This is a genomic window from Kribbella capetownensis, from assembly GCF_004331485.1.
Classification (GTDB): domain Bacteria; phylum Actinomycetota; class Actinomycetes; order Propionibacteriales; family Kribbellaceae; genus Kribbella; species Kribbella capetownensis.
Window position 1 is genome coordinate 217,083 of sequence record NZ_SJKD01000006.1, and the last position, 13,839, is coordinate 230,921.

Genomic DNA, 13,839 nt, shown 5'->3' on the forward strand with positions numbered 1-13,839 from the left:
CGGTGTGACGGGGATTCAGCGCGGCGTGACGCGGGGACTGCACGGCCAGATCGTCGAGGTGATGGCGCAGCGGATCCTGTCCGGGCAGATCCCGGAGGGCTCGACCATCAACGTGCCGGACCTGCAGGCCGACCTCGGTGTCAGCCTGACCGCCGTCCGTGAGGCGCTCAAGGTGCTGACCGCGAAGGGCCTCGTCGACGCACGGCAGAAGCGCGGCACGTTCGTCCGGCCCCGGTCGGACTGGAACCTGCTCGACGCGGACATGATCCGCTGGCACTTCGACGACGACGTACGACCGGAACTGCTGGAGGAGCTGCACGAGGTCCGCGGCATCGTTGAGCCGGCCGCCGCCCGGCTGGCCGCGCTCCGGGCCGACGACTCACACCTGACCGCCCTGGACGCCGCGCTCGAGGAGATGGCGTCGGCGACCGACGACGTCGCCGCCGCGATCGCCGATCTCGCGTTCCACCGGGCGCTGCTGGCGGCGACCGGGAACGAACTGCTGACCAAGATGGAAGTGATCATGGAGACCGGCCTGGCTGACCGCGACCGGTTGGTGCACAAGGTGAAACCGTCGGACGATCCGTTGCCGAGCCACCGCCGCGTGGTCGACGCCGTCCGGGCGCACGACCCGGTCGCCGCCGAGCAGGCGATGCGCGAACTGCTGGCGAAGGCGGCCGAGGACCTCACCGAGGTCCGCGGATCCGCCCCGCGTGGGTCGAAGGCGCATGGGTCGAAGGCGCATGGGTCGAAGGCGCGTGGGTCGAAGCCGCGTGGGCGGCGCGCGTGAAGATCGAGAGAATCGAGACCTTCCTGGTCCCCCCGCGCTGGCTGTTCTGCCGGATCGAGACGAGCGACGGCGTGGTCGGCTGGGGCGAACCCGTGGTCGAGGGACGCGCCGAGGTCGTCCGGACCGCGATCGAGACGTTGTCGGAGTACCTGATCGGCCAGGACCCGCTGCAGATCGAGCGGCACTGGCAGGTGCTGACCAAGGGTGGCTTCTACCGCGGCGGTCCGGTGCTGAGCAGCGCGGTCGCCGGCATCGACCATGCGCTGTGGGACATTGCCGGCAAGGTGTACGGCGCTCCGGTCGCAGCGCTGCTCGGTGGACGGGTGCGCGATCGGGTCCGGGTGTACGCCTGGGTCGGTGGCGACGAGCCGTCCGCGATCGCGGATCAGATCGGCGAGCAGGTCGCGGCCGGCATGACCGCGGTGAAGATGAACGGCAGCGGGCAGATCCAGCCGTCGCCGTCGGCTGCCGAGATCAACGGCATCGTCACTCGGTTGACCGCTGCCCGGGAGGCGCTGGGCGACTCGCGTGATGTCGCGATCGACTTGCACGGTCGCGTCGGAGTTGCCGGGGCTCGACGGATTCTGCACGCGGTCGAGGGGCTGCAGCCGATGTTCGTCGAGGAGCCGGTCCTGCCGGAGCACATGGTGCATCTGGCGGAGGTCGTCGGCAGCTCGACGGTCCCGGTGGCGTTGGGCGAGCGGCTGTACCACCGCTCCGAGTTCGTTGCGCCGTTGAACGCCGGGATCGCGGTCGTTCAGCCGGACGTTTCCCATGCGGGCGGGATCTCCGAACTGCGCCGGATCGCGGTGCTGGCTGACACTCACGGCTCCCTGTTGGCGCCACACTGTCCGCTCGGGCCGATCTCCCTGGCAGCGAGCTTGCAGGTGTCGTTCGCTACTCCGAACTTCCTGATCCAGGAGCAGAGCCGGGGCATCCACTACAACGTTGCGAACGACCTCACCTCGTACGTCGTGGACCCGGCACCGTTCACCTGGATCAACGGTCATGCGGAGTGGAATCCCCTGCCTGGCTTGGGAATCACGGTCGACGAAGCCGCCGTCCGCGCCGCCGACCAAACCGGTCACGCCTGGCGCAACCCCGTCTGGACCCACCCAGACGGCTCCTTCGCCGAATGGTGAGCGAGCCCACCGGTCGTGGGTGCGGGTCGGGTCGGCGCGGCGAGTCCGTCGGCTCGGTGCCGGTCGACGACGCCGATGGCGGCCGCTGGACCTCGCTCCGGCTCGCGGGCCGCGAGTGGCTCTGGTCCGGACCCGGTCTGCTGAATGGTCCCCGCACAGGGCACGAGGCCTTCACCGACGCCGGCGGGCTGGACGAGTGCTTCCCCACCGTCCGTGGAACCCCCGACCACGGCGGCCTGTGGAACCAGCCCTGGGAAACCTCCGTCACCTACGCCGACGCCACCCTGACTCGGACGTTCACGGGCGACGCGGAAACTGTTGCCGTCGACTACAGGTTGCAAGCCCCACCTGGCTTCCGCTTCATCTGGGCGGCTCACGCACTTCTCGACTGCGCCGTCGGCGCCACCATCTCAGCGCCCTCCGGCACCGACTGTCGCCTCTACCCCGAAGCCGCCGGCCAGTTGCCCGGCCCATGGCCCGACAACGCACCGTGGATCACCGCGACCTGGCCGCGGCCGGGCGGGATCGATCTCGGCACCTACGGACCATCCGACGCGACGGCCGTCGGTGCCATCCTCATCGACCTCGCGACCGTGAGCGTCGTGGACCGCAGCGCGGAGCTGACCTGGACGTTGAGTTGCCCAGGGCAACCAGTCTCGATCGCGTTGTGGCGCAACCTGGCCGGCTTCCCGGACGAAGCGCCGTACCGGAGTCTGGGCGTGGAGCCGATGCTGGGTCGCGTGTTCGACCTGGCCGAGGCTGGGCCGGCTGACGCTGCCGTCGTACCCGCGAGTGGTGAACTGGCCTGGCGGTTGACCGCCTCCGCCAGGCCAGTCTGATGTCACTCGAGCGGCAGATCGAGTACGGCGTTCGGCACCGACGTGCTGTTGGTTGTGCGGATGCTGTTGAGCTCGGTCGCGGTGAGGGCCCGCTTGTAGATACGAACCTCGTCCAAGGACCCGTCGAAGTGGTGCGCGCCGTCGAGCCGCTGGCCGACGTACATCTTGAACGGCCGACCTGGGCTGACCGAGCCGAGTGGTGCGGTGACCGACGCGGCCTGGGTTCCGCCGGCGCCGACTACGAGCGACTCGGCGAGCGGGAGCTGGATCGCGTCGTCGACTCCGTCAAGGTCACGGGCCTGTCCGAACTTGCCGGCGACCGAGGTGGTGCCGCCGCGCAGGTAGCTGTTATTGCCGAGACCCGAGACGTCCGGGGTGATCGTGCCGAGCGGCGCGTCCGGGTGACCGATGTCGTCCTCGGTGAAGCGCGCGAAGCGGACCTGGTCCCGCGCGTCGACCGTGCCGCCCTCGTACAGCAGGCCGATCTCGCCGGTGTCGAGGATCGCCAGGTCGGAGTACCCGGACCAGTCGCTGGTGATCCTGGTGCCATCGGCAACGGACTGCCAGGTCTTGCCCTCGTCGAAGCTGGACCGAATGGTCATGTACCGGCGCCGTTCCGGATCAGCCGGTGCAGCAAACAGGATGCGGTTGTACTTGTCACCGCGATCGACCGCCCGCAACCGTTGCAGCGAGCCCTGTACGGTCGGTGTCGTCAGTCCGGGGATCGTCGCGTACGGCGCCACGTAGGTCTGACCACCATCGTTGCTGACCGCAAACATCCGGCTGGCTCCGGCGCTGCCGGCGTTGTTCCGGGCACCGGCATAGATGCCGCCGTCAACCTTCTCGACGACGCTGATCTCCTGCGGCGTGGCGTCGGAGCGCAGGTCGGTCGCACCCTTGTGCCAGGTGTCGCCGTGGTCGTCGCTGTAGACCAACTGGCCCGCGTTCTTCCCGGCTCCGTTGTCGTAGTTGGTACCTGCGACCAGCCGCCCGGCGTGCGCACCACGGGTCAACTGGATGCCGTGCACCGGCCCGGTCGCGTACCAGCCCCAGGCCGGATCGTCGATTTGATCACCGATATTTCTGGGCTTGCTCCACGTTCTCCCATCGTCGTCACTGAACTGCAGGTACGGCGTCCGCGGGCGGGTCGTCGTACCGGGGTCCATCGTGGTGAGCAGGACGATGCGGCCGGTCTCGTAGTCGACGATCGGCGCCGGGTTGCCGCGGGTGGCGATCGCGTTCGGGTCGGAGTCGGTGCCGGACAGCACGGTCTGGGCCGGCGACCAGGTGCGGCCGTCGTCGTCGGAGCGGCGCATCACCAGGTCGATCTCCTGGGAGTCGGCGCAGTACGACCTGCGGGCCTCGGCGAAGGCGAGCAGAGTGCCCGCCTTGGTCTTCACGATCGCGGGGATGCGATAGCAGCCGTAGCCGGCGTCGCCTTTGTTGAACAGCACGGTCTGGGTGATGGCCGCCTCGGTGGGCGCGGCGGGTACGGTCAACCCGGCGGCGGCGAAGCCGATCGCCGCGGCGGAACTGATCAGGGCTCGGAATCTGGGCATGGGCGGATGCCTCCAGGTGAGCTGCTTGGCACTTCACGATGCGGTGCTCCGAGGATATAGGACGTCCTATGTCCAGAGCGATCCCCTAGTGTCGACTTTCGAGGAGGAACCATGGAGCTGTTGACCGAACTCCGGCACCGCAAGGTGCTGGCCATCATCCGCGCCGACGGGCCGGACCGCGCTCTGGACTGCGTCCGCACGCTGATCGACGCCGGGATCACCGCCCTGGAGGTCTCCCTGACCACCCCGGGCGGCGTCGACGCGATCGCGAAGGCGCGCTCGGAGTACGACCCGAGCATTCTGATCGGCGCCGGCACCGTCGTCACGGCCGCGCAGGCCGACGAGGTCGCGGCCGCCGGAGCGGGCTTCGTCGTCACTCCCGCGATCACCCGCGGCGCGCATCGCAGCGTCGACCTCGGCCTGCCGCTTCTTTGTGGCGCTCTGACTCCGACCGAGGTTGTCGCCGCGCTGGATCTCGGCGCCACCGCGGTCAAGATCTTCCCGGCCAAGGTCTACGGGCCCTCGTACTTCCGCGAGCTCCGGGCACCGATACCCGACGCTCCGCTCCTGGCCGTGGGCGGTGTCGATGCGCAGACCGCACCGGAGTACCTGGCCGCCGGCGCGCTGGCCGTCGGTGTCGGCTCGCCGCTGCTCGGGGACGCGGGCACCGGCGGATCCCTCACCGCTCTCGCCGACCGCGCCGCTGGATTCCGCGCCACCCTCGACATCTGAACCACTTCGGAGTTGTGAGATGACCGACCTCCTGACGATCGGCGAGACCATGGTCTCGTTGCGAACCGCTCGCCCGATGCGGCTGGGCGGTGACGCGCACCTGTCGATCGCCGGCTCGGAGAGCAACGTGGCGATCGGAGTGTCCCGGCTCGGCCATCAGGCCGCCTGGGTAGGTGCTGTAGGCAACGACGAACCGGGGCGGCTGGTCCAGCGCACGCTACGGGCCGAGGGTGTCGACACGAGCCGGGTACGGTTCTCGGACGAGTCGTTCACCGGGTTCATCGCGTTCGATCAGCCATCGCACGACATCACCCGGGTCAGCTACCACCGTCGCGGATCCGCCGGTTCGACGGTCACTGCCGACGAATGCATCGCCGCTCTCGAGGCGACCCAACCGCGCCTGCTCCACGTCACCGGCATCACCCCGGCGCTGTCCGCGACCACTCGCGCGGCGACGTTGGCCGTCGTACGGGCCGCCTTCGCCGCAGGCGTGCAGGTCTCACTGGACATCAACTACCGCGCGCGGCTCTGGTCCCGCTCCGACGCTGCCAGCGCAGTGCGCGAGCTTCTCCCCCACGTCCACACCGTCTTCTCCTCGGACGACGAGCTCGACATCCTGACCGATGCAACCGACCCGGTCGCCGATCTCCTCGGCTCGAGCAGCGTCGACCAGGTGGTCGTCACGGCCGGTGGCAAAGGCGCCTGGGCTCACACCGCCTCCGGCACCATCCACCGGCCCGCCCTCCCGGTCACCGTCGTCGACAGCATCGGCGCCGGCGACGCCTTCGTCTCCGGCTACCTCTCCGCCACGCTCGACAACCTCTCCCCCGACTCCCGCCTCGACCGAGCGACCACCTCCGGCGCCTTCTGCGTCACCGCCACCGGCGACTGGGAATCCCTCCCCACCCGCCCCGACCTGACCCTCCTCACCCACACCCAAGGCACCGCCCTCCGCTGACATCTATACCGACGGACGGGTGGTAAACACCGCACGGGTCCACCACTACCCATCCGTCGGTGCATTGCGCGTACGCTCGACAGAGGGGGCGCGATGAGTGACAACGGAGCTTCTGGATCGCAGCGGTTCTCGGCGGCCGAGTACCCGACGAACAGTGCGCTGTACGCCGACCCTTCGCTGACGGAAGGGGTCGACTACGGGCGGCGGTATCGGCGGCACGGGTGGTTCGACGACGAGCTCGCCGAGCGGTACGCCGTACAGGTGACGACGATCCTGGCGCCGCACGGGGGTGGGATCGAGGCCGGCACGTCGGAGTTGTGCCTGGCGATCGCCGGCTACCACCCGGCCGGGCTCGAGCCGACACCTCCGGACGGTCCGTTCCACGACTACTGGATGTTCGAAGGACTGCGGGCGACCGGGAACGCCGAGTTGCATGTCACGTCGACCGGCTGCGACGACCACGTTGCCCGAGCACTGACCGGAGGGGTGCTCAATGCCGTTGGATTGCACGGATGCACGACGGCTCAGGCCGAACTACCCGACAGAGCCCAAGCGGTCCTCGTCGGCGGGCTGAGCCTCGCGCTCAAGGAGCGCGTCCTCCTCCGCCTGACCGAGACCGGAATCCGCGCCATGGACGCCGACACCGTCCCGGACCTCAACGGCGACGAGCCGACCAACATCGCCAACCGCACAGTGCTCGGCGCCGGTGCTCAGCTCGAGCTCACCACACCGTTGCGCCGGGCCATGTTCCGCATCAACACCCGCGAAGACCGCAAGAACACCACCCTGCAGATCTTCTGGGCCTTCACCGCAGCGGTCCGCGCGGCCATCGCCGACGTGGAAGCCACCCAGCCGACGCCCTGACCTGGCACCTAAGGACATGAGGTAGTCAGGTCCGAGCCGGCGGCGTGAGTGTGGAACCCGACCTCATGAAGCGCATCGACCGCACTACCTCCTGTCGTTAACGCTCGTCGACGACATCGCCATTCAGTGCGGAGGAGGTGGTGGCCAACGCCCAGGCCGCGGCGGCTTCGGGTGACTGTGCCATCGGGAAGGCGGCGGCCATGGCCTGCATCGAGGACCACTGCCACGTGTCGGAGTAGGTGCCGTCTTCGAGGTGAACCAGACGGGTCGCGACGAGCCCCGGATGGGCGGCGCGGATCGTGTCGATCACAGTGGCGCGAGCCGTCAGGAACTCCGCGACGTTCTCCGGATCGACGCTGTAGACGTGCACTCGTACGACGGCCTGCTCAGTGGTTGACATCAGTCTCTCCTTCTCCTTGGGGTACGTCGTTCTGACGTTGCCCAGCAGGAGAATGTGACTGCTCTTCGACCGGGAAGAGGATCGGGCTGAGCAGGTAGCGGGCACGGTCCGGTGCGGCCTCGTTGGACAGCACCGGGAGGATCGCGGCACGCAGACCCTCGATCAACTGCAGCAGTTCCTCACGGCTCAGCCACACCGCATGCTGGCGATAACCAACCAGGTCGGCGATCGGATCGGCGCCGTCACGATCGAGATAAGCGTTGAACTCGGCCACCAAGGCAGCGACCGCGACCCCGAACCCCTGGCGATGATCGTCGACCGTCACCTGCTCGGCCAGCTCGGGAGTGATCGACGCACGATCGAGCCGAAGCCGGTACCGCCGCTCGACCGCGCCACGCACCCGCCGCTCCTCGGCGACCTCGAGAATCCCGCCGCCGGCCAGTAGATCCACGTGTCGGTACAGCGTCGCCTTCGAGATGTCCGGGACGCGCTCGCCGAGCTCCGCGGTGGTCAGCGTCCGGCCACCGCGCAGTGCGTGCACGATGCGCAGCCGGACCGGGTGACCGAGTAGTTCCAGCGGACCCATCTCGCAACAATCTCATGTCGTGCTACCTTTCTCAAACGATGAGAAAGGTCAGTCGATGAGCGAGTGGACCACCCCGCCGTACGCCGACCCGACGCGCTTCGAAGAGCACGAGATCACCCTCGGCAGCGGCGAACGCGCCGTCCCCGGGACGCTGACCCGGCCTGCGTCCCGCAGCGAAGTCGGCGTCGTTCTGCTGTCCGGCGGCGGCCCGTTCGACCGCGACGAGACCAGCGGACCGAACAAGCCGCTGAAGGATCTCGCCTGGGGACTCGCCAGCGCGGGCATCGCCGTACTGCGCTTCGACAAGATCACCCACACCCGCCCCGACGTGATGAATGAACCTGGCTTCACCCCGTACGACGAGTACGTGCCGCACGCGGTCGCCGCCGTACAGATGCTCCGCGAGCATGCGGACCAGATCTTCGTGGTCGGTCACAGCATGGGTGGCAAGGCCGCACCGCGCATCGCGGCCGAGGACCCGTCGGTCGCCGGCATCGTGATCATGGCAGGCGACACCCAGCCCATGCACCACTCCGCCGTACGCGTCATGAGCTACCTCGAGACAACGAACCCAGAGGCCGTCCCGCCCGGCACCGCTGAGCTGTTCCAACGCCAAGCAGCCGTCGTCGACAGCCCAGATCTCTCAGCCGACACACCCGCCGCGGACCTGCCGTTCGGGATGCCCGGCGCCTACTGGCTCGACCTGCGCGACTACGACCCCGTCGTCACCGCGGCGAAACTCGACGTATCCATCCTTGTTCTGCAAGGCGGGCGCGACTACCAGGTCACCGTCGCCGACGACCTCCCAGGCTGGCGGCAAGGGCTCCCCGACGCCAGCATCAAGGTCATCGACGCCGACAACCACCTGTTCTTCGCCGGCACCGGACCCTCCGCGCTGAACGACTACGCGATCGCGCAGAACGTGGATCCGGCAGCCATCACCGCCCTCCTCGACTGGTTGCCCTGAGCAAGCGCTAGGACAGCAGTGAGGCCCCGGTCTCGACCTCCTCCTCGGGATCGAGCGGCAGGATGATCTTGAACCGGGTGTTGCCGGGCTCGGACTCGACACGGAGATCGCCGTGGTGCTTCTTCACCACGATGCGCCAGGAGATGTCGAGGCCCAAGCCGGTACCTTCTCCGATCGGCTTGGTGGTGAAGAAGGGCTCGAAGATGCGGCGGCGGATCTCCTCCGGGATGCCCGGCCCGGTGTCGCCGATCTCGACGAGCGCGTACGCGCCGTCCCGTTTGGTCCGGATCGTCAGTGTGCCGTGCCCACCCATCGCGCTGACCGCGTTGTCGATGATGTTCGTCCACACCTGGTTCAGCTCGGCGGCGTACGCCGGGATCGGTGGCAGCTCCGGGTCGAAGTCCTTCACGACGTCGTACCCCTGCAGCTTGCCCGACATCATCACCAGCGTGCTCTTCAGCAATTCGCGCAGATCAACGGTCTGGTACGGCGCTCGGTCGATCTGGGAGTACTGCTTCGCCGCCCCGACCAGCGTCGAGATCCGGGTCACGGAGTCGTCGATCTCGTTCATCAGCGACTCGGTGTCGATCGTGTACATCAACCAGCGGACCGCGCCCTCGAGGTACGTCGGGCCGACCGCGGTCAGCACCTCCTCCATCCATGCCACGTCCAGCCCGGCCGCGGCGAGCACCGGCGCGACATCCCAGCTGGCCTGCACGTCGTGGTCGTCGAGCCAGTCGGTCAGCGAGTCCTCGGCGTCGGACAGGTCCATCGGCGAGATGTCCTTGTCCTTGTTCTTCTCCAACCGCTCGACCGCGTCGTCCTGCAGCGCGACGATCTGGTGCAGCTTGGTCGCGTCGAGCGTCCCGTCGGCGAGCATCGCCAGCTTGGACCGCATCCCGGAGACCCGCTGCCGCAACGTCGCCGCGGCCCGGACCGCCGCGGCGGCCGGGTTGTTCAGCTCGTGCGTGAGACCGGCCGACAAGGAGCCGAGGGCAAGCAACCGCTCGCGCTCCCCCAGCGTCTCGTTGGTCCGGCGCATGCCCATCACGAAGCCCTCGATCAGGTGCACGGCCATCGGGAACCAGGTGTTCATCATCGTCGCCATCGTGTCGGCGCCGATGACGTAGAACTCCGACGTCTCGGTCACCCGCATCGTCGCGGTGTAGGCCTTGCGGTCGGCGGCGCCGAAGAACGCGTTGAACGCACCGGCGTAGACCCCGCGCTGCCTGGTCCGGTTGATCTCCACCTCTTCGCCGTGCGACAGCTTGCACAGCCGGATCTCACCGGACAGCAGGACGTAGCAGCAGGTGGCCGGGTCGCCCTCGTTGAACACGAGGCCCTCGGAGTAGGTCTCGACGTACCCGGCGTCGGACAGCCACTGCAACTGCTCGTCGGAGAGGCTCTCGAACAGGAAGAGCGTGCGCAGCTCGTCCGGGCTCAGCCGGCGCGCCTCGGTCTCGGCAGCCATCAGAGCATCTCCAGGTATCGGTGCACCAGTGTCACGGCCATCGCTCCGTCGCCGACCGCGGAGGCGACCCGCTTGACCGACTCCGCCCGTACGTCGCCGGCGGCGAACACGCCAGGCATGCTCGTCTCCAGGTGGTACGGCTCCCGGTCCAGCGCCCAGCCCGGCGGCTTGCCGCGCAGGTCAGGACCGGTGAGTACGAAACCGCGCTCGTCGCGGAGCAGGTCGCCGGGCAGCCAGTCCGTCCGTGGGGCCGCGCCGATGAACACGAACATCCACTCCGTGTCCACCTCGCGGCTCTCGCCGGTCGCACTGTTCTGCAGGGTGACGCGCTCCAGATGCTCGGAGCCCTTGCAGGACACCACCTGCGTACAGGTGTGGACCTCGATGTTGTCGATGTCGTCGATCTGATTGATCAGGTACGACGACATCGTCGCCGTGAGCGATGGTCCTCTCACCAGCATATGCACGGTTTTCGCGTGTTTCGAGAAATACACCGCGGCCTGACCGGCGGAGTTCGCCCCGCCGATGATGTAGACCTCCTGGCCGACACAGCTCGGACCCTCGGTGGTCGCGGACCCGTAGTAGATCCCGCGGCCGCAGAGGTCGTCGACGCCGGGCGCGTCCAGGTGCCGGTAGGCCACCCCGGTCGCCAGGATCACCGAGTGGGACGAGATCTCGCTGCCGTCGGAGAACATCAGTTTGCGGGCCGACCCGAGCGTCTCGAGGCCGACCACCTGGCGCGCGGTCAGCAACTCGGCGCCGAACCGGACCGCCTGCCGCCGGGCCCGATCCGTCAGCTGCGCCCCGGACACACCGTCCGGGAAGCCCAGGTAGTTCTCGATCCGGCTCGACTGGCCGGCCTGACCACCGGTCGCCAACTGCTCGACCAGGACAGTCCGCAGTCCCTCGCTGGCGCCGTACACAGCAGCGCCGAGGCCGGCCGGTCCGCCGCCGACCACGACCAGGTCGTAGAAGTCCTTCGTCGGTGAGGTGGAGAGGCCGACCTTGTCGGCAAGCTCCGCCTCGCTCGGGGCGACCATCACCGTGCCGTCCGGGGTGATCACCACGGGCAGGGTCGACCCGTCGATCCCGGCCGCGTCGAGCAGGCGCTTGCTCTCCTCGTCGTCCACGCTCAGCCAGCGGTACGGCACCGCGTTGCGGGCCAGGAAGTCGCGGGCCGTGAACGACGGCGCCGACCAGCGGTGGCCGATCACCCGGGTCTCGTCACTGGACGGCTCCGGGGTCGTCTTCCACAGGTCGAGCATCGCGTCGACGACCGGGTAGAGCTTCTCCTCCGGCGGGTTCCACGGCTTGAGCAGGTAGTGGTCGAGGTCGACCACGTTGATCGCCTGGATCGCGGCGTCCGTGTCGGCGTACGCCGTCAGCAGGACCCGGCGGGCCAGCGGGAACAGGTCCATCGCGGCCTCGAGAAACTCGATGCCGGACATCTGGGGCATCCGGTAGTCGGCGAGCAGCAGGGCCACCGGTTCGCCACGCAGCTTGAGCTCGCGCAGAGCCTCCAGCGCCTGGGACGGGTGCTCGGCCCGGACGATGCGATTCTCCTCGCCGTACCGACGGCGAAGGTCACGGGCGATAGACCGGGAAACACCCGGATCGTCGTCCACGGTGAGGATCACCGGGCGGGTCGTCGACGCTGTCATGCCTCCTTCATACCAGCGCGAAGCCACAAAGCGGGATCGGTCATCCACAGGCACTGGCCCGGTTCGCGGGGCTGGTCACGAACCGGGCCGGCCTGGGCGGGCCTCAGGGCAGGGCCGCGAGGTACGGCGCGTGGCTGGTCCGGAACTCCCAGTTGTAGTAGCGGTCCCAGTTGATCGACCACGTCATCAGCCCGCGGAAGGCCGGTGACGCACCGCCGCGAAGGCTGTAACCACCGCAGTTCTGGCCCTTCACCAGGCAGTCCAGCGCTTGATGAACGGCTGCCGGGGCGGTGTAGCCGTTGCCCGCGCTGACTGCCGCCGGGAGCCCGAACCCGATCTGGTCCTCCCGCAGCCCAGGGAAGGTCTGACCGGTGTTGGCGACCGGGAATCCGGCCTTGACCATGTCCGTCATCGCGATGTGGAAGTCGGCGCCGCCCATGTTGTGGTACTGGTTGTCGAGCCCCATCACCGGACCGGAGTTGTAGTCCTGGACGTGCAGCACGGTCAGGGCGTCCCGCATCGCGTGGATCACCGGCAGGTACGACCCGGTCCGGTTGTCGCCGCCACCCGCACCGCCGTAGAACTGGTAGCCGACCTGCACGAAGAACGTCTCCGGCGCCATCGTCAGCACGAAGTTCGCGCCGTACCTCGCCTTGAGCGTCTTCAGCGCCAAGATCAGGTTGACGATCACCGGTGTGGTCGGGTTGCGGAAGTCGGTGTCACCGGAGTTCAGGTACAGCGAGTGGCCCTCGAAGTCGATGTCCAGCCCGTCCAGGCCGTACCGGTCGATGATCGCGCTGACCGAACTGACGAACGCGTCCCGGGCCGCCGTGGTGGTGAGCTGCACCTGTCCGTTCGCGCCACCGATCGAGATCAGCACCTTCTTCCCGGCTGCCTGCTCAGCCCGGATCGCCGCGATGAACTCCGCCTCGCTCTCGACGTTCGGGCACTCACTCGCCGGACAGCGGTTGAACCTGATGTCTCCCGATGTGACCGAGGTCGGTTCGCCGAAGGACAGGTTGATGATGTTCCACTCACTCGGTACGTCGGCCATCCGTACGTACCCGGAGCCGTTGGCGAAGCTCGCGTGCAGGTAGCCGATCAGCGCGTGCTTGGGTAATCCGGTGCTCGCGCAGCCGCCCGTCGTACCTGTCGTCGCCGCCGACTTGGCCGACTCACCAACGCCGTTGTACGCGGCTACGGCGTACGTGTGGCTGCTGCACGTCTGCAATCCGCTGAGGGTGGCCGTCGTACCGGTGGCGGTCTGTACGACGTTCGAGCCTTCGTAGACGCGGTAGCCGGTGACTGTGCCGCTGGCTGCCGGCCAGCTCAGTGAGATGGCGCTGTTCGTCGTACTGGTGACGGTCGGCGTACCAGGAACACTTGGAGCACCCGGAGTACCGCCCGGACCATCCAGACTGATGTCGTCCGCCTGGTACGCCGGTTGGCCGTACCAGCCATGCACGTAGATCTGAGCCGACGTCTGACTTGCGCCAGTAGTAAAGGACAGCGTCAGCTGCGTGTAGCTGGCGGCAGACGGCGTCCAGGTGGACGTGCCGCCGGTGACACCGAGGTAGACGTACGACCCACGCACCCAACCCGACAGCGTGTACGTCGTACTCGGTTGCACGGACACGGTCTGGCTGCACTGCGCGAAGTCGGAACCCGACACCGCACCGTTCAGCGCATGGCTGCCGCTGCGGACCGGGTTGGTGACGACCGATCCGCCCGAGCAGGTCCAGCCGCTCAGCGAACCGGTCTCGAAGCCCGGATTGGACAGGATGTTCGCGGCCTGAGCCGGCACCGTGATGCCGGCCAGCAGGATTCCGACGACAACAGCAAGCCATCGTGCACGCATTGGACCTCCTCG

General features: G+C 68.2%; 13 protein-coding genes. 7 read left to right on the top strand and 6 right to left on the bottom strand.

Annotated elements, in window-relative coordinates:
* Positions 1-4 precede the first annotated feature (4 nt).
* Genes E0H75_RS25930 through E0H75_RS25940 form a run of 3 tightly spaced genes read left to right on the top strand, consistent with a single transcriptional unit; the run spans position 5 to position 2,771 of the window.
* Positions 5-790, top strand: coding sequence for a FadR/GntR family transcriptional regulator (locus E0H75_RS25930; protein WP_238163281.1), 786 nt, complete (start codon positions 5-7; stop codon positions 788-790).
* Complete coding sequence (dgoD, locus tag E0H75_RS25935) at positions 787-1,932, top strand: galactonate dehydratase (protein WP_131516260.1); 1,146 nt, start codon at positions 787-789, stop codon at positions 1,930-1,932. The genes E0H75_RS25930 and dgoD overlap by 4 nt, the downstream gene beginning before the upstream one ends.
* Complete coding sequence (locus tag E0H75_RS25940) at positions 1,926-2,771, top strand: hypothetical protein (RefSeq protein WP_202873177.1); 846 nt, start codon at positions 1,926-1,928, stop codon at positions 2,769-2,771. The genes dgoD and E0H75_RS25940 overlap by 7 nt, the downstream gene beginning before the upstream one ends.
* Positions 2,772-2,773: 2 nt before the next feature.
* Here the strand turns inward: E0H75_RS25940 and E0H75_RS25945 are convergent, their stop codons facing one another.
* Positions 2,774-4,330, bottom strand: a complete 1,557-nt coding sequence (locus tag E0H75_RS25945) for an exo-alpha-sialidase (RefSeq protein WP_131516261.1) — start codon at positions 4,328-4,330, stop codon at positions 2,774-2,776.
* Positions 4,331-4,441: 111 nt separating this feature from the next.
* Between E0H75_RS25945 and E0H75_RS25950 the strand changes: the two genes are divergently transcribed.
* From E0H75_RS25950 to E0H75_RS25960, 3 genes are all read left to right on the top strand, one after another.
* Positions 4,442-5,062 (top strand): bifunctional 4-hydroxy-2-oxoglutarate aldolase/2-dehydro-3-deoxy-phosphogluconate aldolase, encoded by a 621-nt coding sequence (locus tag E0H75_RS25950; RefSeq protein WP_131516262.1) that lies wholly within the window; start codon positions 4,442-4,444, stop codon positions 5,060-5,062.
* A 19-nt stretch (positions 5,063-5,081) separates the two neighbouring features.
* Positions 5,082-6,020, top strand: a complete 939-nt coding sequence (locus E0H75_RS25955; protein ID WP_131516263.1) for a sugar kinase — start codon at positions 5,082-5,084, stop codon at positions 6,018-6,020.
* A 93-nt stretch (positions 6,021-6,113) separates the two neighbouring features.
* Complete coding sequence (locus tag E0H75_RS25960) at positions 6,114-6,884, top strand: poly-gamma-glutamate hydrolase family protein (RefSeq protein ID WP_131516264.1); 771 nt, start codon at positions 6,114-6,116, stop codon at positions 6,882-6,884.
* 97 nt (positions 6,885-6,981) lie between these two features.
* Here the strand turns inward: E0H75_RS25960 and E0H75_RS25965 are convergent, their stop codons facing one another.
* Together E0H75_RS25965 and E0H75_RS25970 are read right to left on the bottom strand one after the other, a co-directional pair.
* Positions 6,982-7,284: an antibiotic biosynthesis monooxygenase gene (locus E0H75_RS25965; RefSeq protein WP_131516265.1), complete on the bottom strand. Its 303-nt coding sequence runs from the start codon at positions 7,282-7,284 to the stop codon at positions 6,982-6,984.
* On the bottom strand, positions 7,271-7,870 hold the full coding sequence (locus E0H75_RS25970; RefSeq protein ID WP_131516266.1) for a helix-turn-helix domain-containing protein: 600 nt from the start codon (positions 7,868-7,870) through the stop codon (positions 7,271-7,273). Before E0H75_RS25970 ends, E0H75_RS25965 begins: the two co-directional genes overlap by 14 nt.
* A gap of 55 nt (positions 7,871-7,925) precedes the next feature.
* On the opposite strand from E0H75_RS25970, the gene E0H75_RS25975 reads away from it, so the two are divergent.
* On the top strand, positions 7,926-8,837 hold the full coding sequence (locus tag E0H75_RS25975; RefSeq protein ID WP_131516267.1) for an alpha/beta hydrolase family protein: 912 nt from the start codon (positions 7,926-7,928) through the stop codon (positions 8,835-8,837).
* Between the two features lie 7 nt (positions 8,838-8,844).
* Here E0H75_RS25975 and E0H75_RS44685 read toward each other — a convergent pair whose 3' ends face one another.
* The 3 genes from E0H75_RS44685 to E0H75_RS25990 form a co-directional block, all read right to left on the bottom strand.
* Entirely contained in the window at positions 8,845-10,308 is a 1,464-nt protein-coding gene (locus tag E0H75_RS44685; protein ID WP_131516268.1) for an ATP-binding protein, read from the bottom strand.
* Positions 10,308-11,969: an NAD(P)/FAD-dependent oxidoreductase gene (locus E0H75_RS25985; RefSeq protein WP_131516269.1), complete on the bottom strand. Its 1,662-nt coding sequence runs from the start codon at positions 11,967-11,969 to the stop codon at positions 10,308-10,310. Before E0H75_RS25985 ends, E0H75_RS44685 begins: the two co-directional genes overlap by 1 nt.
* A gap of 103 nt (positions 11,970-12,072) precedes the next feature.
* Positions 12,073-13,827, bottom strand: a complete 1,755-nt coding sequence (locus E0H75_RS25990) for a chitinase (protein WP_131516270.1) — start codon at positions 13,825-13,827, stop codon at positions 12,073-12,075.
* Positions 13,828-13,839 lie beyond the last annotated feature (12 nt).